Source organism: Reyranella sp. (genome assembly GCF_044224635.1).
GTDB lineage: Bacteria > Pseudomonadota > Alphaproteobacteria > Reyranellales > Reyranellaceae > Reyranella.
Genome location: NZ_JBGAKA010000007.1, coordinates 110278 through 131067, shown reverse-complemented (window position 1 = coordinate 131067; position 20790 = coordinate 110278). Strand labels below are relative to the sequence as shown.

The 20790-nt window shown below is 67.3% G+C and carries 15 protein-coding genes; 8 read left to right on the top strand and 7 right to left on the bottom strand.

What is annotated here, in order from left to right:
* The first annotated feature begins 14 nt into the window (after positions 1-14).
* Positions 15-1508: a class I adenylate-forming enzyme family protein gene (locus tag ACILR9_RS09150; protein ID WP_395709601.1), complete on the top strand. Its 1494-nt coding sequence runs from the start codon at positions 15-17 to the stop codon at positions 1506-1508.
* 134 nt (positions 1509-1642) lie between these two features.
* Here ACILR9_RS09150 and guaA read toward each other — a convergent pair whose 3' ends face one another.
* The gene (gene guaA / locus ACILR9_RS09145) at positions 1643-3193 is read right to left on the bottom strand and encodes a glutamine-hydrolyzing GMP synthase (protein WP_395709600.1); all 1551 of its coding nucleotides are present in this window, start codon (positions 3191-3193) and stop codon (positions 1643-1645) included.
* A gap of 794 nt (positions 3194-3987) precedes the next feature.
* On the opposite strand from guaA, the gene ACILR9_RS09140 reads away from it, so the two are divergent.
* Complete coding sequence (locus ACILR9_RS09140; protein ID WP_395709599.1) at positions 3988-4365, top strand: VOC family protein; 378 nt, start codon at positions 3988-3990, stop codon at positions 4363-4365.
* A 141-nt stretch (positions 4366-4506) separates the two neighbouring features.
* On the opposite strand, the gene ACILR9_RS09135 is transcribed toward ACILR9_RS09140, so the two are convergent.
* Positions 4507-5073 carry a GNAT family N-acetyltransferase gene (locus tag ACILR9_RS09135; protein ID WP_395709598.1) on the bottom strand — a complete coding sequence of 189 codons (567 nt, stop codon included), beginning with the start codon at positions 5071-5073 and terminating at the stop codon, positions 4507-4509.
* Between the two features lie 181 nt (positions 5074-5254).
* Positions 5255-6703, bottom strand: coding sequence for an RsmB/NOP family class I SAM-dependent RNA methyltransferase (locus ACILR9_RS09130; RefSeq protein WP_395709597.1), 1449 nt, complete (start codon positions 6701-6703; stop codon positions 5255-5257).
* A 246-nt stretch (positions 6704-6949) separates the two neighbouring features.
* On the opposite strand from ACILR9_RS09130, the gene ACILR9_RS09125 reads away from it, so the two are divergent.
* The gene (locus ACILR9_RS09125) at positions 6950-8005 is read left to right on the top strand and encodes an SGNH/GDSL hydrolase family protein (protein ID WP_395709596.1); all 1056 of its coding nucleotides are present in this window, start codon (positions 6950-6952) and stop codon (positions 8003-8005) included.
* Positions 8006-8046: 41 nt separating this feature from the next.
* Here ACILR9_RS09125 and ACILR9_RS09120 read toward each other — a convergent pair whose 3' ends face one another.
* Positions 8047-9018, bottom strand: a complete 972-nt coding sequence (locus ACILR9_RS09120) for an AraC family transcriptional regulator (RefSeq protein WP_395709595.1) — start codon at positions 9016-9018, stop codon at positions 8047-8049.
* Positions 9019-9282: 264 nt separating this feature from the next.
* Here ACILR9_RS09120 and ACILR9_RS09115 point away from each other — a divergent pair, with 264 nt between their 5' ends.
* The 3 genes from ACILR9_RS09115 (at position 9283) to ACILR9_RS09105 (ending at position 11946) form a co-directional block, all read left to right on the top strand.
* Positions 9283-10227 carry a hypothetical protein gene (locus ACILR9_RS09115; protein ID WP_395709594.1) on the top strand — a complete coding sequence of 315 codons (945 nt, stop codon included), beginning with the start codon at positions 9283-9285 and terminating at the stop codon, positions 10225-10227.
* A gap of 11 nt (positions 10228-10238) precedes the next feature.
* Positions 10239-10457, top strand: a complete 219-nt coding sequence (locus ACILR9_RS09110; RefSeq protein ID WP_395709593.1) for a hypothetical protein — start codon at positions 10239-10241, stop codon at positions 10455-10457.
* A gap of 64 nt (positions 10458-10521) precedes the next feature.
* Positions 10522-11946, top strand: coding sequence for a DUF1254 domain-containing protein (locus ACILR9_RS09105; RefSeq protein ID WP_395709592.1), 1425 nt, complete (start codon positions 10522-10524; stop codon positions 11944-11946).
* Positions 11947-12096: 150 nt separating this feature from the next.
* Here the strand turns inward: ACILR9_RS09105 and ACILR9_RS09100 are convergent, their stop codons facing one another.
* The gene (locus ACILR9_RS09100; RefSeq protein WP_395709591.1) at positions 12097-13023 is read right to left on the bottom strand and encodes a hypothetical protein; all 927 of its coding nucleotides are present in this window, start codon (positions 13021-13023) and stop codon (positions 12097-12099) included.
* Positions 13024-13214: 191 nt separating this feature from the next.
* On the opposite strand from ACILR9_RS09100, the gene ACILR9_RS09095 reads away from it, so the two are divergent.
* Together ACILR9_RS09095 and ACILR9_RS09090 are read left to right on the top strand one after the other, a co-directional pair.
* Positions 13215-14000 carry a hypothetical protein gene (locus ACILR9_RS09095; protein ID WP_395709590.1) on the top strand — a complete coding sequence of 262 codons (786 nt, stop codon included), beginning with the start codon at positions 13215-13217 and terminating at the stop codon, positions 13998-14000.
* A 116-nt stretch (positions 14001-14116) separates the two neighbouring features.
* Positions 14117-17587, top strand: a complete 3471-nt coding sequence (locus ACILR9_RS09090) for an autotransporter domain-containing protein (protein WP_395709589.1) — start codon at positions 14117-14119, stop codon at positions 17585-17587.
* A 766-nt stretch (positions 17588-18353) separates the two neighbouring features.
* Here the strand turns inward: ACILR9_RS09090 and guaB are convergent.
* Both guaB and ACILR9_RS09080 read right to left on the bottom strand, forming a co-directional pair.
* Entirely contained in the window at positions 18354-19814 is a 1461-nt protein-coding gene (gene guaB, locus ACILR9_RS09085) for an IMP dehydrogenase (RefSeq protein ID WP_395709588.1), read from the bottom strand.
* 255 nt (positions 19815-20069) lie between these two features.
* Entirely contained in the window at positions 20070-20786 is a 717-nt protein-coding gene (locus ACILR9_RS09080) for an RlmE family RNA methyltransferase (protein ID WP_395709587.1), read from the bottom strand.
* Between the last annotated feature and the right edge of the window lie 4 nt (positions 20787-20790).

Genomic DNA, 20790 nt, shown 5'->3' with positions numbered 1-20790 from the left:
CGAAGGAGCCCCCAATGGACATGCCCTATGCGCGCGCGCTGTTCCTGAACGCGCGGCGCTTCCCGCAAAAGCCGGCTGTCGTCTTCGAGGAGAGGTCGTGGAACTACGCGCAGTTCTACGATCGCGTCGCGCGGCTTGGCGCGCTGCTCGCGGCGCACGGCGTCGGCCGCGGCGATCGCGTCAGCCTGCTGTCGGAGAACCATCCCGACATGCTGGCCGCTATGTTCGCGGCGCTGGCGCTGGGAGCCAGCCCGGCGCCGATCAACTACCGCCTGAAGGACGACGACATCGCCTTCATCGCCCGCAACAGCGCGGCAAAGGTGGTGTTCCTGGGCAAGGGCTACGGCCGGTACGGCGACCTGATGGCGGACGCGCTGCCGAAGGCGCATCGGATGTCGCTGGAGTCCATCGATGACCTGCTCGCCGAGGCAAAGCCGCTTACCTTCGACTGGACGGCGGCAACGAACCTCGCCCTGCTCCATACGTCGGGCACGACCGGCCGGCCCAAGGGCGCGCTGCGCTCTCGCTGGGGACTCGGCGCGCGCGCGATCGAGCAGGGCTTCTCCCAAGACGACCGCACGCTGGGCGTGATGCCGCTCTGCCTGTCCTACGGCTACGGCTACAGCCTGCTGCCGCTCTATCTCGGCGCCACGCTCTATCTCGAGGCCGACTTCGAGGCCGAACGGGTGATGCGGCTGCTCGAGGACGATGGCATCAACTCGACATTCATGATCCCGACCCTGATCCAGCGGCTGGTCGACCACGGGAAATTCGCCAGCCTGCGCTGCCCGTCACTGCGCCTGATCCAGAATGCGGCCGGCGCCCTGCCCTATGAAACGCGCCAGGCAATCGTCGACAGGCTGGGGCCGGTCCTCAGCACCTACGCCGCCTCGACCGAATCGGGCCCCTACGCCAATCTCAAGGGACGCGACATCCTGCGTCACGAGACTGCGAGCTGCATCGGCCGGCCCTTCTTCGGATCCGAGGTCCGCCTGCTGGGCGACGACGGGCGCGAAGTTGACCGCGGCGAGGTTGGGGAAATCTGCGTGCGCGGGCCGTGCCAATACGAGGCGTACCTCAACGAACCGGCGCTGACGGCCGAGACCCGGCGCGGCGACATGATCACCGTGGGCGACCTCGGGCGCTTCGACGAGGACGGGTTCCTGTTCCTGGTCGGGCGCAAGCGAGACATCATCAAGACGGGAGGCATCAACGTGCCTGCCGGCGATGTGGAGGATGTTCTTGCGCGGCATCCTGCCGTGGCGGAAGTCGCCTGCGTCGGCGTGCCCGACCGCGCGTGGGGCGAGGCGATCTGCGCGGCGATCGTCGTCAAGCCGGCGACCAAGACCGAGGAGATCGATTTCGCGGGCTTCTGCACCCAGCATCTCAGCCGCTTCCAGGTGCCCCGGAAATTCGTCTTCCTGCCGGAACTGCCCCGCAATCTGACGGGAAAGGTGGTCAAGGACGAGCTGCGCAGGCGTATTCTTGACCGCGGCGGAAGCGACTAGATACGCACACGAGTATTGGTCTTGCGTGTGCCGACGGGAGGGCAGCGGAGCCTGTCTTCAGATACGGCTGCTATCGATACCTTCTGTCAGGATTTGGTTGTCGAGCTACCCTACACTATCCGTTTCTATCCCCCTCACTCCCACTCGATCGTCCCCGGCGGCTTCGATGTAATGTCATATGTCACCCGATTGATCCCCCGGACCTCGTTGATGATCCGGTTCGCCACCCGCCCGAGGAAGCCGTGATCGAACGGGTAGTAGTCCGCCGTCATCCCATCCGTCGACGTCACCGCCCTGAGCGCGCACGCCTGGTCATACGTTCGCCCGTCCCCCATCACCCCCACCGTCCGCACCGGCAGCAGCACCGCGAACGCCTGCCAGATCTCGTCGTAGAGTCCCGCCTTGCGGACCTCGTCGAGATAGACCGCATCGACCTGCCTCAGCAGGTCGAGCTTTTCCTTGGTGATGTTGCCCGGAATGCGGATCGCCAGCCCCGGTCCCGGGAACGGGTGGCGGTTCACCAGCTCGGCCGGCAGGCCGAGCTCGCGGCCCAGCACCCTCACCTCGTCCTTGAACAGCTCGCGCAGGGGCTCGACCAGCTTCATGTCCATGCGGGCCGGCAGGCCGCCGACATTGTGATGGCTCTTGATGGTCACCGACGGGCCGCCGGTGAACGACACCGATTCGATCACGTCGGGGTAGAGCGTGCCCTGGGCCAGGAACTGGGCACCGCCGACCTTCTTCGCCTCGGCCTCGAAGACGTCGATGAACAGCGCGCCGATCGTCTTGCGCTTGTGCTCGGGGTCGGTGACGCCGTCGAGCGCCTTCAGGAACTGCTCCGAGGCGTCGGCGTGGATCAGCGGGATGTTGTAGTGGTCGCGGAACAGACGGACCACCTCGGCGCCCTCGTCGAGCCGGAGCAGCCCGTGGTCGACGAACACGCATTGTAGCTGATCGCCGATCGCCTCGTGCAGCAGCACAGCCACGACCGAGGAGTCGACGCCGCCCGACAGGCCGCAGATCACCCTTCCCTTGCCGACCTGCTGGCGGATCTGGGCGATGGCGCGCTCCTTGAAAGCGGCCATCGTCCAGTCGCCCTTGAAGCCCGCGATGTTGAGGGCAAAGTTGCGCAGCAGCTTGGCGCCGTCGGGCGTGTGCATCACCTCGGGGTGGAACTGCACGCCGTAGAACTTGCGTTGCTCGTCGGCGATGGCGGCGAACGGCGCGTTCTCGCTGGTGGCGATGATGCCGAAGCCGGGCGGCAGGCGGGTGACGCGGTCGCCGTGGCTCATCCACACCTGTTTTTTGTCGCCGGGCTGCCACACGCCGTCGAACAGGGCCGACTTCGCCTTGACCTCGAGCTCGGCCCGGCCGAACTCGCGGTGGTGGCCGGATTCGACCGTGCCGCCCAGCTCTTTGGCCATGGTCTGCTCACCGTAGCAGATGCCCAGCACCGGCACCTTGGCGGCGAAGATGGCAGGGTCCGCGGCCGGTGCCTCGCCCTCGATCACCGAGGCAGGGCCGCCCGAGAGCACGATGGCCTTGGGATCGAACCGCTTCAGCCGGGCGGCGTCTACCTGCTGGAAGGGATGGATTTCGCAGTAGACGCCAGCCTCGCGCAGGCGGCGGGCGATGAGCTGGGTGACCTGGGAACCGAAATCGACGATCAGCAGACGGTCGGACATGCGGCGATATACGGAACGCCGGCCCGTGCTTCAACTCGCAGGGTGTGGGTTTCTGGCCCCCGCCCAAGCGCCCCAGCTGGTTTCAAGCGGGCTGGCGGAACAGATCGGTAGGCGCCAGCCCCACTCAGTCCGCGCCGACAGGCAGCAGGGCAAGGCCCAGGCGGGCCCCGAACTTTGCCCGTCGCTCGTCGGCACGGCGGGCCATCGCCAAGTACATGGCTGCGAGATCAAGCATGGTGGCCTTCGCCCCCGGATCGAGCATCAGGACCGCGACCGCGTGCGCTTCCTCCGCCCGTCCCTGCCAATAGGACGAGTCGCAGGTCTTGGGGGTGCCAGCGGGTGTGGGGTGAGCCTCGTCACACATACGCTACCTCTTCCAGTTCCATAAGCAACGCGTGGCGCGGCGAAAGGTGACAATCGCCAGAAAGGGTAAAGCTGCGACGGACTGCCTTCTTTGCGGCCCAAACGGGGGCGACGGCCGTCACCAGCCTGTGACAAAATAAGGGGAAGCGGCGCATTGTGTCGTTCCAAGGCCGGCCGCGGGTGCTTCGTCGCTGCCGATTCAGTCGTGAGAAGAACGGGTGCAGACCAGTTCATCGCTCCAGACTTGAACGTGCATTCCCTCACGATCTGTCAGGATATACAAACTGCGGTCACGACGCCCTGCAAGGCGATACGAAATGCGATCCTGCCTAACGCATGAGCGGCGGGATGAGGTATCGATGGTCGTGTCGAAGCGGTGGCACCGGAGCCGCCCCGGTCCCCGGGCACCGATCGGTCAGGGAGAGGTGTAGATGTTTTCGCATGTCTTTGTCGGCGCGGATGACGTTCCGGCTTCGAAGAAATTCTACGATGCGGTGCTGGGCGCCATCGGCGTGCCGGAGGGCAAGACCGATCCCAGGGGTCGGGTCTTCTATCGCACTCAGAGCGGCCTTTTCGGACTCACCAAGCCGATCGACGGCAAGGCAGCCACGCATGCCAACGGCGGCACCATTGGCTTCGCCTGCGATAGCGCGGACAAGGTGAAGGCCTTCCACGATGCCGGCGTGGCCAACGGCGGCACCAGCATCGAGGATCCGCCCGGCTGGCGCGAGGGCCCGGCGGGCAAACTCTATCTGGCCTATCTGCGCGATCCCTGCGGTAACAAGATCTGCGGCCTGTTCCGCGGCTGACCTGGCTTGGCGTGCCTCTCCCGTTCTTACGGCTGAGCTACCCCATCAATGCGCATGGCTGGGGGCGCCGCCGCTCCCAGCCGCTGACTTTGTCCAAAGGGCACGTCATGCGCCGGAGAGCGCCACTCTGAGTTTGTGAACTTAATCCTCCGCCGCGAGCTTGCGGCGGATCAGCGGCGCATCGAGGTTGCGCCAGGCGTAGGCGACCTCCTCGACGTCCTTGCCGGCCATGGTGTCGATGCGCTCGCCGCAGCGGGCGCCGCCCATGCCTTCGTAGAAGAAGCGCGTCGGATTATCGGCCAGCATCCACAGCACGGCGGTGTCGTTGCCGTCGGCGCGCAATTGGCGGAACAGCGCATCGAGCAGGCGGCGGCCGAGGCCGATGTTCTGGAAGTCGGGCTCGACATAGAGCGTGTAGACCTCTCCGACGCGCGTCTCGGTGCCGTCCAGGCCTTCGGGCGGATCGCGCACCGGGCCGCAGCTGCCGAAGCCCACCACACCCATCTCCTGGTCATCGGCGACGAACACGCCGCGCGCCTGGCCAGGATCGGCGAGCAGGCGCTGCCACCACGCCGACTGGCGCACGTCGGACATCGCGGCAAGCAGCGCATCGGGCAGCAGGCCGGCATAGGTCGCCTGCCAGGTCTCGACATGGACGCGGCCGATCGCGGCGGCGTCGCTCTTCTGGGCGCGGCGGATGCGAATCATGCGCCTTCCATTTGAGTCTCATGCTCTTCCGGACCGCGAGAGTCTCGCTCGCTCATGAACTTGAGCGAGCGAGACGCTTCTGCGCGGCTCGCGAAGCGAACGCGCTCACGCGGTCCGGAAGACAATGAGCCTCCACTATGCCGAGCTGCGTTCGGCTTCGGTCGGGATGACGGCCTCCTCGTCATAAGCGCATACCCTGATCGGCGTCGGCGGACGCCTCATCTCTGACTGCAGGGACCGAGTCGCCAGGGCTGGCCTCGGCCCCCTCCTCTGGCCCGGCCGCCGCAGCTGCCGCCGCGCGGCGCACCAGCATGGCGGCGAAGAAGCCGTCGGTGCCGTGGCGCAGCGGCGACAGGCGCAGATACGGACCCGCGGCGATCTCGCCCGGCGCCTCGCTGCCCATGGCGTCGCGCCACACGTCGGCGACCGGCACGACGGCGAAGTCGGGATGGCGCTCGAGGAAGGCCTCGATCTGGCGCTCGTTCTCGGCCGGCAGCACCGAGCAGGTGGCATAGACCAGCCCGCCGCCCACCTTCACCAGGCGCTGCGCGGCATCGAGGATGGCGGCCTGCTTGGGCACCAGCTCGGCGAGGTCCTCGGGACGCAAGGTCCAGCGGCCATCGGGATTGCGCCGCCACGTGCCGGTGCCGGTGCACGGCGCATCGACCAGCACGCGGTCGAAGGCGCCGCCCTGGCGCTTCAGCCATTTGCGATTGTCGCCGTCGATCGCGCGGCGCTCGACGTTGTGCGCGCCGGCGCGGCGCAGGCGCTGGGCCGAGCGGTCGAGCCGCGTCTCCAGCACGTCCATGGCGACGACGCGGCCCTTGTTGTTCATGCCGGCCGCGATGGCCAGCGTCTTGCCGCCCGCGCCGGCGCAGTAATCCATCACCTGCATGCCGGGCCGCCCGTCGACCAGCGCGGCAACGAGCTGCGAGCCCTCGTCCTGGATCTCGATCAGCCCGTCCTGAAAGGCCTGGCCGGCGACGATGGAGAGGCGGCGCTTCAGCCGCAGGCCGTTGGCGGCGTAGCGCATCGGCTCGGTCTCGACACCTTCGCGCTGCAGCGCGGCGCGCGCCTCGGCCGGCGTCGCCTTGAGGCGATTGACGCGCAGGTCGACCGGCGGCGCCGCGTCGAGCGCGGCGATCTCGCGGCCCCACGCCTCGCCATAGGCTTCCTTGAGATGCGGTGCCACCCATTCCTGAACGTTGAGCCGTACCCAGTCGGGCTGCTCGGGATGGGCAAGCGAATGGCCCTCCATCTGGCGCAGCGCGCGGAACTCGGCTTCGTCGAGCGGCGGCGGGCGGTAGCGACCGCCGTCGAACATCGCCGCAACGTCGGCGAACGCGAGACCGTCGACCAGCAGCAGCTCGGCCGACACGATCGCACGGGCGATATTGGGCGCGCGCGCCGAGTTGTCGGGATGCCCCGTGCGCTGGAGCCACCAGCGAAGCTGTCCCCAGCGCCGCAGGATCGCCCACACGCGCTCGGACACGGCGCGGCGATCGCCGCCGCCGATGAAGCGGCGGGTGCGGAAGTAGGCATTGGCGACGCCATCGGCCGGTCGCTCGGGGCGACTGACGATCTCGTCGAGAAGCTCTATGGTGGCCGCCACCCGCGCGCCGGGCGTCATGCTGTTCCCCTTTTCCTTCCTGCCGCTACGATGATTGAGCCCGCCGCGCAACGTCCTACAGAGCAATCCTGTCATTTCAAGGGACGGGTTTCATGCTCCTCCCCAGCTTCGCTGGGGAGGTGTCCGTGTAATCGCGGACGGAGGGGTCGTGAGCAACACCTCCTGTGCCCTTGACCCCTCCGTCGGCGAAGACGCCGACACCTCCCCAGCAAAGCTGGGGAGGAGAAGGACGAAAGCGCCCGCCTGATGCGTGAATTCCTGCGCCGCGCCGGCCTCGTGCTGCTGTCGATCGTGGTCAGCCTGGTCGTGCTCGAGCTCGGCCTGCGCGCCAGCACCTGGGGCTATCTGTTCGCCTGGTCGAACTTCGTGCTCGACGCGCGCACGGTGCTGGCGGAGCGCGACGCCGGCCGCTATGCGCCCGACGAGCGGCTGGGCTACGTGCCGCGGCCAGGCTACGCGGCGCCGGGCATGACCATCGATGCAGCCGGCCTGCGCCGCACGGGCGACAGCGACGGTGCCAGCGCCACCGGCGCGCCGATCCTGGCGGTGGGCGATTCCTTCACGTTCGGCGACGAGGTGACCGATCCCGAGACCTGGCCTGCTCAACTGCAGCAGATCACCGGGCGGCGCGTGCTGAACGGCGGCGTGAGCGGCTACGGCTTCGACCAGATCGTGCTGCGCGCCGAGCAGCTCGCTTCGCGCGATACGATGGCGCCACATGACAAGCCGTCCGACATCGTCGTCGCCTTCATCGCCGACGACATCCGGCGCACCGAGATGCGCCGCCTGTGGAGCGCCGACAAGCCATGGTTCGTGATCGAGGGCGGCAAGCTCGAGCTGCGCGGCGTGCCGGTGCCGCCGCGCGCCGATCCGTGGGCCACCCTCTCCTTCTGGCAGAAGATGCTGGGCTACTCCTACCTGTTCGACTTCATCCTGCGCCGCCTCGACCTGCTGCACGACTGGTTCGGCGACCACATCCGCGTGCACGCATCGGGCGTCGGCGAGCTCCTGGCCTGCCGGCTGACGGAGCGATTGGCCGAGCTGCAGAAGCAGAGCGGCGCCCGCGTGCTGCTGCTCGCCGAATACGACCCTGTCGTGCTCGAAGACCCTGCGTTCGCCGCCGAGCAGCGCCGCCTGACCGGCGGCCTGCTGGCCTGCGCCGAGAAGAACGGCCTCGCCACGCTCGACAGCTTTTCCGCCCTCAGCGCCACGGCCCAGCCACGCCGGCTCTACGGACTCTGGCACATGAACAACGCCGGCAACCGCCTGATCGCCGAGCTCGTGGCGAAAGCGTTGAACTAGCTCATGTTCCTCCGGACCGCGAGCATCTTGGTCGCTCGGCATCATGAGCGAGCAAGATGCTCGCGGTCCGGAGGAACATGAGCTTGCCTCGCCCTCCCATGGTTCACACGCCACTCGCTCGGGCTCGCGCGCGACCAGAGGCGGAAGGCGCGCGTGAAGGCGCCGATGTTGGCATAGAGGAGGGTCGCGGCGATCTCGGTGATCGGCAGTGCGGTATTCTCCAGCAGATCGCGCGCGATCTGGAATCGCACCGCTTTTGTCAGCTCCAGCAGTGACGTCCCTTCGCGAGCCAAGCGGCGGTTCAGGGTCCGGGGATGCAGCCTCATGACGGCCGCGACCGCGTCTACCGACAGATTTCCCCGGGCGATGCAGGCGATCAAGGCGCGGCGGGCCGTCGTCGCAGCGGGAAGCTGGTGCTGCTGGGCAATCACGGCGAGTTCGCGCTCGAGTAACGCTCTCCTGGTGGCGTTGGCGCCGTGGACGCGCCGTGTGAGCCAGGCCGCATCGAAGGTGATGGCATTGCGATCGCTGCCGAACTGCACCCGAACGCCGAAGGCTGAATCATACGGTTTGCGGCTCGCGAAAGGCTGGTGCACCAGGAGGACCTCCAGGGGCATCCAGTGCGGCCCGCACAGCGTGCTCACGATCGTGAAGGCAGCGGCCATGCCGAGATCGACCGCAGGGACCGTGTTGCCTTGCAGGTCGGACGACAGCCGCATTCCGAACTCGGCCGTCCCCGAAACCACGCCCAGCGTCGGCACGAAGGCGTGGCCATGGAGATGGAGGTTGAGGATCAACCCGCGGAGAGCGCTGCCGACGTCGCTCGCATTCTGCGCCAGCCGTCCCACGATGCCGATCGTGTTTGGAGAGAAGCGCCGGCCACAGAGCAAGCCGAGATGAGGACAGCCTGACTGCTTTGCCGCGACATCGAGCAGCCGGCCAGCGCTCGCGATGTCGACCAGGTTCTCCTCGTCGTCGAACAGGGTGCGCGGCAGGCCGGCGGCGTCGAGCAACGGGCTGAGCGGGACGCGCCTGTGCTCGAGAAGGACAGGCAGCGGACCGAGTCCGGCAACACGCACCGTGCCCGGCCGGACCATGGTGAATGCGGGCGACGTCCGCCTGCGTTGGGCCGAAAGTGTCACAGGCAATCGCCTGCCAGTGTCGTGAAATGATAAACGCCGCACGATGTTTGCATTTATCGCGTGGTTAGTCGACGGCCCGTCGAATTGTGATCGTGCTCTCCCGAGCCCACCGGCAAGCCCATAACGGAAAAGGCCGTGTCGCGCGTACCCCTGAAGAATGCCACGCCAAGCGGACCGGGCTTCGCCTTGGTGGTGGCTGCCATCCTGGCCGCAGCGCTTGTGCACGGCTCGCCGGCAGCGGGGCAGCAGGCAGCCCAACCGACGGGGCAGACCGCTTCGACGACGAACGACGATGGCGCGCCCTGGCGCCTGCGCGCGGCGAGCTACGGCTGGCTGATGAATGTTGCCGGCAGCCTGACCGCCAAGGGCCAAGCGGTCGACGTCGACGCGAGCTTCATCGACCTGGTGCAGAAGAGCGACTCGCTGATCGGCTACATGGGTTACTTCGAGGCCAACAAGGGAACGGTCGGCTTCTTCGCCGATGCGGTGTTCTCCAGGCTAGGCTTCGCCAGCGGCACGATGAGTTACCGCAATCCGGTGGCCGGCTTGAAGGTCAGCACGACAGCCAATACGGGGGCGACCTACTCGATGGCGATCGTCGAGGCCGCCGGCACCTACGAGCTGCATCGCTGGGCCGGGACGGCGGGCACGGCGACGGCGCTCGACGCGCTGGCGGGCTTTCGCTTCTGGAACCAGACCGCCGACGTCAATCTCGACGTGACCGGCACCGTCGACCTCAGCCGGCTCGGATTCCAGCGCGGCATCGGCTTCTCGACCGCGTCGAGCGGCAACCTCACCTGGATCGATCCCGTGATCGGGCTTCGCCTGCGCCATCAGTTCACGCCGAGCCAGGACATCGTGCTGCTGGGCGACATCGGTGGTTTTGGGCTGCAGAGCAATCTCACCTGGCAGGCGTTCGCCGGCTACAACGCCGTCTGGCAGCTCACCGGCTACCAGCTCGCCGCGGTCGTCGGCTTCCGCGCGCTCGGGGTCGACTATTCGAGCAGTGCCGGAGGCGCGGTCAACAGCGTCAACCTCGTGCTCTACGGCCCGATCGTCGGCGGAAGCATACGGTTCTGAGGAGCGCGGCGGTGGAAGCAGGCAATCGCTGGCGGAGGCTGGGAGCGCGCGGGATCGACGAGTTCCGCCGCTTCCTGGTGATGTTCGTTTGTCCGGTGTCGCTGCTGCCCTTCTTCGCGCTGCGCGAGATTAGCCAACTGCTCGGCGAGGGTCGTCTCTGGACGCTCATGTTCCATCGCGATGGCCGTGCCGCAATCGGCAGGTACGGTCCGGCCGATCACGGTCGTTGACCACGGCCAGGTCGTCGCCGCGCTTCCTGCTTTCATCGTCAAGCTTGTCATCAAGGAGGAGCCAATGATCACCCGCCGCTTTGCTACCGTCGGAGGCTTGAGCCTGCTGGGCAGCACGTCCATCGCGGCGCTGGCGTCCCCCAACCCCGGCGGCGAGTTCCGCCTCGGCGACGGGATCGAGGAGCTCTGGCTTGCGACCGATGCCTACATCTACGGCTATCCCCTGGTGACCATGGAGATGACCCGACGCGTCATGACGAACGTGGCTGCCCCCGAGGCGACCCGGGCGCCCATGGGGCACCTGCTCAAGATACGCCAGTATCCCGACGCCTCCTTTCGCGACGTGACGGCGCCGAACGCCGACACGCTGTACACGACGGGCTGGGTCGACGTCGGCGCCGAGCCGTGGGTGCTCAGCCTGCCCGACATGAAGGGCCGCTACTATCTGTTCCCGATGCTCGACGGCTGGACCAACGTGTTCCAGGTGCCGGGCAAGCGAACGACGGGAACGGGCGCGCAGACCTACGCCATTACCGGTCCCGGCTGGAAGGGCACGCTTCCGGCGGGCGTGAAGCAATACAAGTCGCCCACCAGCATGGTGTGGCTGCTCGGCCGGATCTACTGCACGGGAACGCCGGAGGACTACAAGGCCGTCCACGAGATCCAGGATGACTGCAAGCTCGTTCCGTTGAGCGCCTACGGAAAGCCCTACACGGCGGCGCCGGCCAAGGTCGATCCGTCCATCGACATGAAGACGGCCGTGCGCGACCAGGTGAACCGCATGGACGCCAAGGAGTACTTCACGTTGCTGGCGCAGCTCATGAAGACGAACCCGCCACCGGCGGCGGATGCCCCGGCGCTGGCGAAGTTCGCCAGGATCGGGCTAGTTCCGGGCCAGGACTTCGACGCCGGCAAGCTCGACGCCGAGCTCGCCAGGCGCGTCCCGCCGCTCGCTTTCGACCGCATCATGCTCCAGTTCAAGATCAACAAGGACGTGCAGCACATCAACGGCTGGAACTTCACCACCAAGACCGGGATCTACGGCACCGATTACCTGATGCGCGCGCTCGTCACCGCGATCGGGCTGGGCGCCAACCGGCCGCAGGACGCCGTCTATCCGACGTCGCTCAAGGACGCCGAGGACAACGACTATGTCGGCTCCGCGAAGTACGTGATCCGGTTCGATCGCGGCCAGGCCCCGCCGGCCGAGGGCTTCTGGTCGATCACCATGTACGACGCCAACTACTTCTTCGTGGCCAACCCGATCAACCGCTACTCGATCAGTGCCCGCCAGGCGCTCGAGGCCAATCCGGACGGCTCCATCGACATCCACGTCCAGAAGGACTCGCCGGGCGCCGACAGGGAGGCGAACTGGCTCCCGGCGCCGGCTGGCAAGTTCATCCTGATGATGCGCCTGTACTGGCCCGACGAAGCCAATCCTTCGATCCTCAATGGGACTTGGGGGATCCCTGCAGTCAGGCGCGCATAGCAGTTGTAGGATCACGAAGGACTGGAATGGCCGCCGATTGCAATTGAGCTGGGTGGTCGGACTCGTGCCGCATCAGGCTCAGCTGTTCCTCGGTGATTTCCACATGAGTTCGGGTGCGCTTGCCGGCCACCAACTGCGCGGGCGGGCAGTTCAGACCGTGGTCCTGGCGACTTCGCTCAACCAGTTGCGGTCGAACAGTGCTGTCAGAGCTTCGTAGCGCTCCGACCCGAGCTGATCGATGCCTCCGCGTTCGACCTCGAGAAACGCCGAGAGCTGGCGATCGATCTCGGCTGGATCGCGCAGGGGCAAGCCGACCGTGGAAAGATCAGCAGCGACGGAGGCGCCGGGCGGAAGATAGGCCGCGGCCGAGCGGCGACTGATGGTCGAAGGCAGACGTATCAGCACCACGCGGGTCGTGGTGAGCTCAGTCTCCGAGCTGAGGAATGTAGGGCCGGTAAAGAATCCGGCGAGGACACTCGCAGGCGGCGCCGGTCGGAACAGACGCATGTTGTACGGCTCGTCGATATCGGCGCTGTGTAGATCGACACCGAGCGTGCGCCGGCTCGCCGACACCGCCCCGTAGGCGTGAGTGGCCCCAGTCGGCAGATTCTGAACATAGGTTGCGGCAAGCTGCCGTTGGGGATCAAGTCGGGGCAACCTCGGTTCAATCCTGAACGACAGCTCGCCGCAGATCAGTTGGCCGCGGAAATAGCGCGACCAGGCATGCGAGTAGCTGAGATAGGTGCCGGCAAGGCCCGCGATCGGGTTGGTTGACGGGTCGGCGTCGGTGGCCTTGGGGGCACGGGCGATGCCGTTGGCTTGGCGCAGCAACCCGTCACGATTGTGGCCGTGGCGGCTGCATAGCGCATCGACGAAGGCGTCGACGTCGCATTCTGCAATCCAATGCCCGGAGCGTCCGAGATCGAGGAGCCTGGCCCAGTCCTCGTAGACCTGCCTCTCCCGTGGCCGGGCACGGCCCTGCAGCCATTTCTGGGCCCGCTCGACATCGAACGTGGTCGCCGGGTTGATGAGACGGAATTGGGCCGCAAGGTCTTTGCGCGTGATGGTGCCGAGCACAGCCGCCGTCAAACGCAACTTGCGATCAATGTCCCGTGCCACCTTACCCCCCGGTCTTCCTTCGGGGCATTTTCCGTCATTTTCCGGAAAAAGACGAGGAATTCTGCCGTCTTCCGCACGCGGCAGGTGCTCGCACGAAGGTCCTTGCGGCAAAAACGGCGCTACGAACCGGGGATGCAGCGAGGATCCCGATGACACGTTTCATGCATTGCTTCTGGGGACCTTCGCCCTCCGCTCTGCTGCTCGCGCTGGCCGCGCTGGCATCTGGCGCGGGGGCGCCGTCACCGGCCCGCGCCGTCGATGTCGCGACCGAGGCGCAGCTCCGCAACGCCATCACCAGCGGCGCGCACAGCATCTTCTTCACCGCCAACATCACGCTGACCGCCAACCTGCCGACCGTGACCACCAACTTCACGGGCGTCAGCATCAATGGAGGCGGCTTCACTCTGTCGGGTGACAACAGGTTTCGCGGCCTCTTCATCGAATCGGGCACCCTCGAGATCACCAATCTCACCATCGCCAACGCGGTGGCCCAGGGCGGCACCGGCGGCAGCGGCGGCGGCGGCGGGGGCGGCGGCGGCGGGCTGGGCGGGGCGCTGTACGTCGGCAGCGGTGCCTTCGTGGCGGCGTGGGATCTCACCCTGCTGAACAATCAGGCGGTGGGTGGCAGCGGCGGCAACGGCAACACGGCGTCGGGCAATAGCTTGACCGGCGGCGGGGGCGGCGGTTCCTCGCCGACCGGCGCCAACGGCACCGACGGCGGCGTCTTCATCAACGGCAAGGGCGGCGCCGGCGGGGGCGGCAATGGCGGGCGGTTCACCTACGGCGACAATGGTGGTTTGGGCGGCGGCGGCGGCGGCGGTGCCGCGCCCGGCGCCATCGACGAGGCGGCGCCGGCGGCGATGGCGGCCTGGGCGGCGGCGGCGGCGGCGCCGGCGGTGGCTTCACTGGCCGGACCGGCGGCACAGGTGGCATAGGCGGCGGCAACGGTGGGTCCGTCAGCGGCGAGAGCGGCGCCGGCGGGGGTGGCGGCGCAGGACTGGGCAGCGGCATCTTCGTCGCGCCCGGCGGGGGGTTGACGCTGAGCCACGCGTTGAACGTTGCCGGCGGCAGCGTCTCCGGCGGCTCGGGCGGCAGCGGCACGACCGCGGGCCACGCCGGTCAGGGCATCGGTTCGGGAATTTTCCTGGGAGGCTACGGGATTTTGAATCTGGTCCCGGGCGATCCGTGGACCATCACTCCTGCGATCACCGGGGCGCGGTTCACGCAGACGATCAGCGACGCCATCGTCGACGAGAAAGGCGCCAGCGGCACCGGCGCCAATGTCGGCAGCTGGCAAGTGCAGAAGTCCGCCGACGGCACGACGATTCTGACTGGGGCCAACAGCTATACCGGCGGCACCTTCGTCTATGGCGGCACCCTGCAGGGCACCAGCACGAGCTTGCAGGGCACGATCATGAACGCGACCATCGTCGTCTTCGACCAGGGCTTCAACGGCACCTATGCCGGCGAGATGTCGGGCGGCGGCCAGCTCGTCAAGAAAGGCGACGGCACGCTGACGCTCGCTGGCAACAACAGCTACGAGGGCGGCACCGTCGTCGATGGCGGCGTTCTGCGCGGCACCACCGCGAGCCTGCAGGGCAATATCGTGAACAACGCCAACGTCGTGTTCGACCAGTCGGGCAACGGCACCTATGCCGGCATCATGTCGGGCACCACCGGCATCCTCTCCAAGGAGGGCGCGGGCACGCTGACGCTCTCCGGCGCCAACACCTACGGCGGCGGCACCGTCGTCAACGGCGGCATCCTGCAGGGCACGACCACGAGCCTGCAGGGCAACATCCTGAACAATGCCAACGTGGTGTTCGGCCAGGCGGGCAATGGCACCTATGCCGGAGTCATGTCGGGCAGCGGTTTGCTGACCAAGAACGCCGGCGGGATGCTGACGCTCGCCGGCAGCAACAGCTACGCCGGTGGCACGCTGGTCAACGGCGGCGCGGTGCTGTTCACGACCGACGCCAATCTCGGCGCGGCGGGCACGCTGATCACCCTGAACGGCGGCGCACTCGGAACGACCGGGGATGCCGTGGCGGGTCTCGTCATGACGCGGCCCATCACCCTGACCGCCAACGGCGGGGCCATCTCGGTGTTCAACAATCCGATCACCTGGGCCGGCAACATCGGCGGGCCCGGCCAGTTCATCAAGGACGGCGACGGCGTGCTCACGCTGTCGGGCCAGACCAACACCTGGGCGGGCGGCACGTTCGTGGCCAAGGGCGCGCTGCAGGTCTCCTCCGACGACAAGCTCGGCGCGGCGGGCACCAGCGTCACCCTGTACGCCGGCGGCAGCCTGTGGGCGTCGGGAACCTTCACGACGACGCGGCCGATCACGCTGCTGAACGGCGGCGGCACGTTTCAGGTCGACGGTGGCCAGACCCTCACGTTGGGCGGCAGCCTCGCGGGCGAGCAGCTCGCCAAGGTCGGCGCCGGCACGCTCGTGCTCGCCGGCAGCAGCGGCTTCACCGGCACCATCATCCAGAACGGCGGCACGGTACAGGGCAACAGCGCGACCCTGCAGGGCAACATCGTCTTCGACAGCAACGCACAGAACCCGGTCGCCCGCTCGGTCACCTTCGACCAGGCGAGCAACGGCACCTTCGCGGCCACCATCACCGGTATCGGCAGCGTGCTGAAGACCGGCGCCGGCACGCTGACCTTGAGCGGGGACAACAGCTACAGCACCGGCACTACCGTCGCCGCCGGCAGCTTGCAGGGCACCAGTCGCAGCCTGCAGGGCGCCATCGCCAACAACGCCGCCGTGATCTTCGACCAGGGCTTCAATGGTACCTATGCCGGCAGCATGACCGGCGGCGGCACGCTTACCAAGAACGGCACCGGCACGCTCAATCTTGCCGGCAGCAGCAGCGTCGGCGGCGGCACGACGATCAATGCCGGAGGCCTTGCGGTGAACGGGCACCTCACCAGCAACGTCACGCTCAACAAGGACGGCACCTTGAGCGGTGTCGGAAACATCACCGGCGACATCACCAACAACGGCGGCACCATCAAGCCCGGCAACTCGATCGGCCATCTCACGGTGAACGGCAACTTCACCTTCAACGGCGGCAGGTACGAGGTCGAGGTCAATGCCAGAGGCGACAGTGACCGCGTCAACGTGATCGGCGCGGGACACAAGGTGACGATCAACGCCGGCACGCTGCTGATCGTGCCGGAGGCCGGCACGTACGCGCCCAATACCAAGTACACGATCATCACGACGCAGGATGGCGGCACCGTCACGTTCGACACCATCGCGGGCGGCGTCGGCTTCCTGACGCCCACGGTCTCGCTCGATCGCGAGCACGTCTACGTCACCCTGGCGCTGGCGCCCAACGCCTTCCGCTCGGCCGGCCAGACGGTGAACCAGCAGGCAGTCGGCGGTGCGCTCGATGCCGCCGCGGCCGGCGGCAGCATTGGCGGCCTGGTAACGTCGATGGCCAACCTGCAGCCGGCACAAGGCTCCGCGGCGCTGCAGGCGCTGAGCGGCCAACCCTATGCAGATTTCGGCACGGTGAATATCCGGGCGAGCCAGCTCTTCATGAACGCGGTGGGGCGACAGATGGCGGTGAACCGCGGCACCGACACAGCCGGTTCGCCGAGCGTGGCGCTTGCCGAAGCCTGCGGCGAGACCTGCGATGCCAGCACGGTTGCGCTTCCCCGACTCTCCGCCTGGCTGAGCGGTATTGGCAGCACCGGCAGCGTGCTGGGCGATGCCAATGCCGCTGGCCTCACCTACACGCTGGGCGGCGCGGCATTCGGCATCGACTACCGCCTCGACCCGCGCTTCTTCGTCGGCATTTCCGGCGGCTATGCCGGCGGCACGCAGTGGGTCAACGGCTTCGCCGGCAACGGCTACACTGATTCGTTGAGCGTCGCGCTCTACGGATCCTTCACGCAGGGCGGATTCTACGCCGATGCGCTGGCGGGCTACGCCAACGCCAGCAACCGCATGCAGCGTTACCTGGCGATCCCCGGCCTGCCGGCCGGGATCGCCAGTGGCAACACCAATGCCAGCCAGTTCCTCGGTCAGGTCGAGACCGGCTACCGCTTCGCGCTCGACCGGCCGTCGAAGACCTCGATCAGCCCGTTCGCTCGCCTGCAGATCGGCTCAAGCACACAAGCCGCCTTCAGCGAGAGCGGCAGCAGCCCGTTCAATCTCTCGGTCGCTCAGCAGACCACCACGTCAGTGCGCACGACTCTCGGCGCCGACTTCGCCGCGAGCTTCGATCTTGGCGGCAGCCGGCCACTCGACATCGGCCTGCGGCTGGGCTGGATGCACGAGTTCGCCGACACGGCGCGGCCGATGACGGCGGCCTTCGCCGCCAACCCCGGTCCACAATTCACCGTGTGGGGCGCCACACCGACGCGCGACAGCGCGCTGATCGGCTTCTCCGCCGCCACCAATATCGCCGATCGCACCTCGCTGTTCGTCAGCTACGACGGCGAGCTGGGCGGAGGCACCGACAACCACCAGATCCGAGCCGGCTTCAGGATAACCTGGTGATGTACACGACGGAGCGTGCAATCAAGTGCACACGCTCGTGGCTGCAAACCGAAGCCAAGTCGGCCAACGGCAAACGACTTCCGGCGCGATCAGTCTACCGTGAAAGTCATGATTGCTCGTCCAAGCCTTCCTGGACCGCGGGCATCTTGCCCCCTCACAATCATGAGCGGGCAAGATGCCCGCGGTCCAGATGAGCATGAGTGCAATCGATTGCACGGTCTGGCGGCGGCACTCTGCAACCAGCACGGTGCGCGCCAGGCGACTTCAGGGCCCGTCTCGCTCGCGTGCCATCCATGACCGTCCGTCGGTCGCACCGCTCTCGTCTTGCCTTCCGGATCACCGGCGGGTTTTCGCGCGCGTGGCTGTCGCCTTGCCTGCTGCGGTGCTTTTCGGTCCCTGCTCCGTGCACGACGATCCCTGAACCGTGTTCGAGGGTCCCTGATCCGGTGATTCAAATTCCCTGTTCCGATTCCCTGCTCGGGACCGCTGGACAGTCGCAAAAGCCTTGTTCTGCGGGCTTTCTCACGCTTCTCGTCGGTTCTGATATTGGGAAATCGCTGTGCATTCTTGAACGCGGACGGGTGCGCGTCGGCACGACCCCGACCGCAAGACCGCTGCGCCGACCGCAACGGACCCTGCCGAGCGGTCGCTTGCGGTCGGCCAAGCCCTTGATTCAAAAGGCTCCGGCCGCACCGAACGCACCGAACGCAAAAAAGCAGGGTCGTTCTATCGGCTCCGACGGCTGCGGGGCCAGGCCGTGAAGGTGCTACATTCCCTGCCGGTAGTTCGGCGCCTCGCGCATGATCTCGACGTCGTGGACGTGACTCTCGCGCAGGCCCGAGCCGGTGATGCGCAGGAGCTGGCAGTTGGTCTGCATCTCCTTGATGGTAGCGTTGCCGGTGTAACCCATCGCCGCGCGCAGGCCGCCGACCAGCTGGTGGATGATGTTGCCCACGGGCCCCTTGTACGGGACGCGGCCCTCGATGCCCTCGGGCACCAGCTTCAGCGTGTTGGCGACTTCCTGCTGGAAGTAGCGGTCGGCCGAGCCGCGCGCCATGGCGCCGATCGAGCCCATGCCGCGGTAAGACTTGTAGGAGCGGCCCTGGTAGAGCAGCACCTCGCCGGGCGCCTCGTCGGTGCCGGCGAGCAGCGAGCCGATCATGGCGCAGTCGGCGCCGGCGGCGATCGCCTTGGCGAGATCGCCCGAGTACTTGATGCCGCCGTCGCCGATCGCCGGGATGCCGGCGGCGTGGCACGCCTCGGCGGCCTCGGAGATGGCGGTGAATTGCGGCACGCCGACGCCCGCCACCATGCGGGTGGTGCAGATCGAGCCGGGACCGATGCCGATCTTGACGGCGTCGGCGCCGGCGTCGATCAGCGCCTGCGCGCCCTCGCGAGTCGCCACGTTGCCGGCCATCACCTGGGCGTAGTTGCTGAGCTTCTTGACCCGCTTCACCGCCTCGATGACGCCCCTGGAGTGGCCGTGCGCGGTGTCGACGACGATGACGTCGACATCGGCCTCGATCAGCAGCTGGGCACGCCGCATGTCGGCCTCGCCGACGCCGGTCGCGGCAGCAGCGCGCAGGCGGCCCTTCTCGTCCTTGCTGGCGCCGGGGAATTTGTTGGCCTTCTCGATGTCCTTCACCGTGATCAGGCCGATGCAGCGGTATTCGGCGTCGACCACCAGCAGCTTCTCGATTCTGTACTGGTGCAGGAGCTTCTTGGCCTCGTCGGTGCTGACGCCCTCGCGCACCGTGATCAGCCGCTCCTTGGTCATCAACGTGCTCACCGGCATGCTGGTGTCGGTGGCGAACCGGACGTCGCGGTTGGTGAGGATGCCGACCAGCTTGCCGTTGCCCTCGACCACCGGGATGCCGGAGATCTGGTTGGTCGACATCAGCGCCAGCGCATCAGCCAGCGTCTGCCCGGGCTGGATGGTCAGCGGGTTGACCACCATGCCGGATTCGAACTTCTTGACCTTGCGGACCTCGTTGGCCTGCGCCTCGGGATCGAGGTTCTTGTGGATGACGCCGATGCCGCCGGCCTGCGCCATGGCAATCGCCATTGCCGCCTCGGTGACGGTATCCATCGCCGCCGACATCAGGGGGATGCGGAGATCGATGGTACGGGTCAGCCGGGTTCGGGTGTCGGTCTGCCCTGGGAGCACGGACGAGGCGGCCGGCTTCAGGAGGACGTCATCGAAGGTGAGCGCTTCCTGAAACTGCATATGCCAACCTCCAGACTGGAGATAAATAAAAAGCGGCCCCACCTCTCGGAGAGGGCCGCCGGGTTGGCGAGCCTTTATACACACTGGCGCGGCCGAGCCAAGCGTCGCAATCACACGACAGGAAATGTCCCTCGACGCGCTCGGAGCAACAATATTGCTGTCATGGCGAGCGCAGGGAAGGACCTTTCCTGTCTCTTCCTCATTCTTCTCTTCTCCTGGCGAGGGCCTAGCGAGGGAGAGGAAGATGAAAATGGGTCAGGCCGGCCCGCCCCTAAACCCCGTCGCCACGACATACATCTCCGCCGAGTCGGCACGGCTGGCCTGCGGCTTGACATGCCGCACCTTGGCGAAGTCGCGCTTGAGCTGGTCGAGCAAGGTGCGCTCCGTCCCGCCCTGCAGGACCTTGGCGACGAAGGTGCCGCCGGGCTTCAGGACCTGGCGGGCGAAGTCGTGCGCGGTCTCGGCGAGCGCCATGATGCGCAGGTGATCGACCTGGGTGTCGCCGGTCGCCGCGGCCGCCATGTCGCTCAACACGGCATCGGCCGGCCCGCCGAGCAGCTCGGTCAGCACCGCCGGCGCGTCGTCGTCATAGAAATCCTTGGCCAGCACGGTGGCACCGGCGATCGGCTCGACCGGCGTGAGGTCGATGCCGACCACCACGCCACCACCCTTGCCCGGCTTCGCCCGCTCGACCGCGACCTGGGTCCAGCCGCCCGGCGCGGCGCCGAGATCGACGATGCGGCCGCCGGGCTTGAGAAAGCGGAACCGGTCGTCGAGCTGCAGGAGCTTGAAGGCGGCGCGCGCGCGGTAGCCGCGCTTCTTCGCCTCGGCGACGTAGGGGTCGTTGAGCTGGCGCTGCAGCCAGCGCTGCGAGGAGACGGTGCGGCCGCGCGCGGTCTTGACCCGCACCGTGGCTTGCCGCCCGGTCGGTACGCTCGATCCCGACCGGTTGCCTCCCTTGCCCTTCGCCATGGTG

Bases quoted from the DNA above. Each gene is read 5' to 3' on its own strand.
- ACILR9_RS09150 (WP_395709601.1), top strand. From the start codon at position 15: ATGGACATGCCCTATGCGCGCGCGCTGTTCCTGAACGCGCGGCGCTTC.
- guaA (WP_395709600.1), bottom strand. From the start codon at position 3,193: ATGTCCGACCGTCTGCTGATCGTCGATTTCGGTTCCCAGGTCACCCAG.
- ACILR9_RS09140 (WP_395709599.1), top strand. From the start codon at position 3,988: ATGTTTTCGCATGTCTTTGTCGGCGCGGATGACGTTCCGGCTTCGAAG.
- ACILR9_RS09135 (WP_395709598.1), bottom strand. From the start codon at position 5,073: ATGATTCGCATCCGCCGCGCCCAGAAGAGCGACGCCGCCGCGATCGGC.
- ACILR9_RS09130 (WP_395709597.1), bottom strand. From the start codon at position 6,703: ATGACGCCCGGCGCGCGGGTGGCGGCCACCATAGAGCTTCTCGACGAG.
- ACILR9_RS09125 (WP_395709596.1), top strand. From the start codon at position 6,950: ATGCGTGAATTCCTGCGCCGCGCCGGCCTCGTGCTGCTGTCGATCGTG.
- ACILR9_RS09105 (WP_395709592.1), top strand. From the start codon at position 10,522: ATGATCACCCGCCGCTTTGCTACCGTCGGAGGCTTGAGCCTGCTGGGC.
- ACILR9_RS09095 (WP_395709590.1), top strand. From the start codon at position 13,215: ATGACACGTTTCATGCATTGCTTCTGGGGACCTTCGCCCTCCGCTCTG.
- guaB (WP_395709588.1), bottom strand. From the start codon at position 19,814: ATGCAGTTTCAGGAAGCGCTCACCTTCGATGACGTCCTCCTGAAGCCG.
- ACILR9_RS09080 (WP_395709587.1), bottom strand. From the start codon at position 20,786: ATGGCGAAGGGCAAGGGAGGCAACCGGTCGGGATCGAGCGTACCGACC.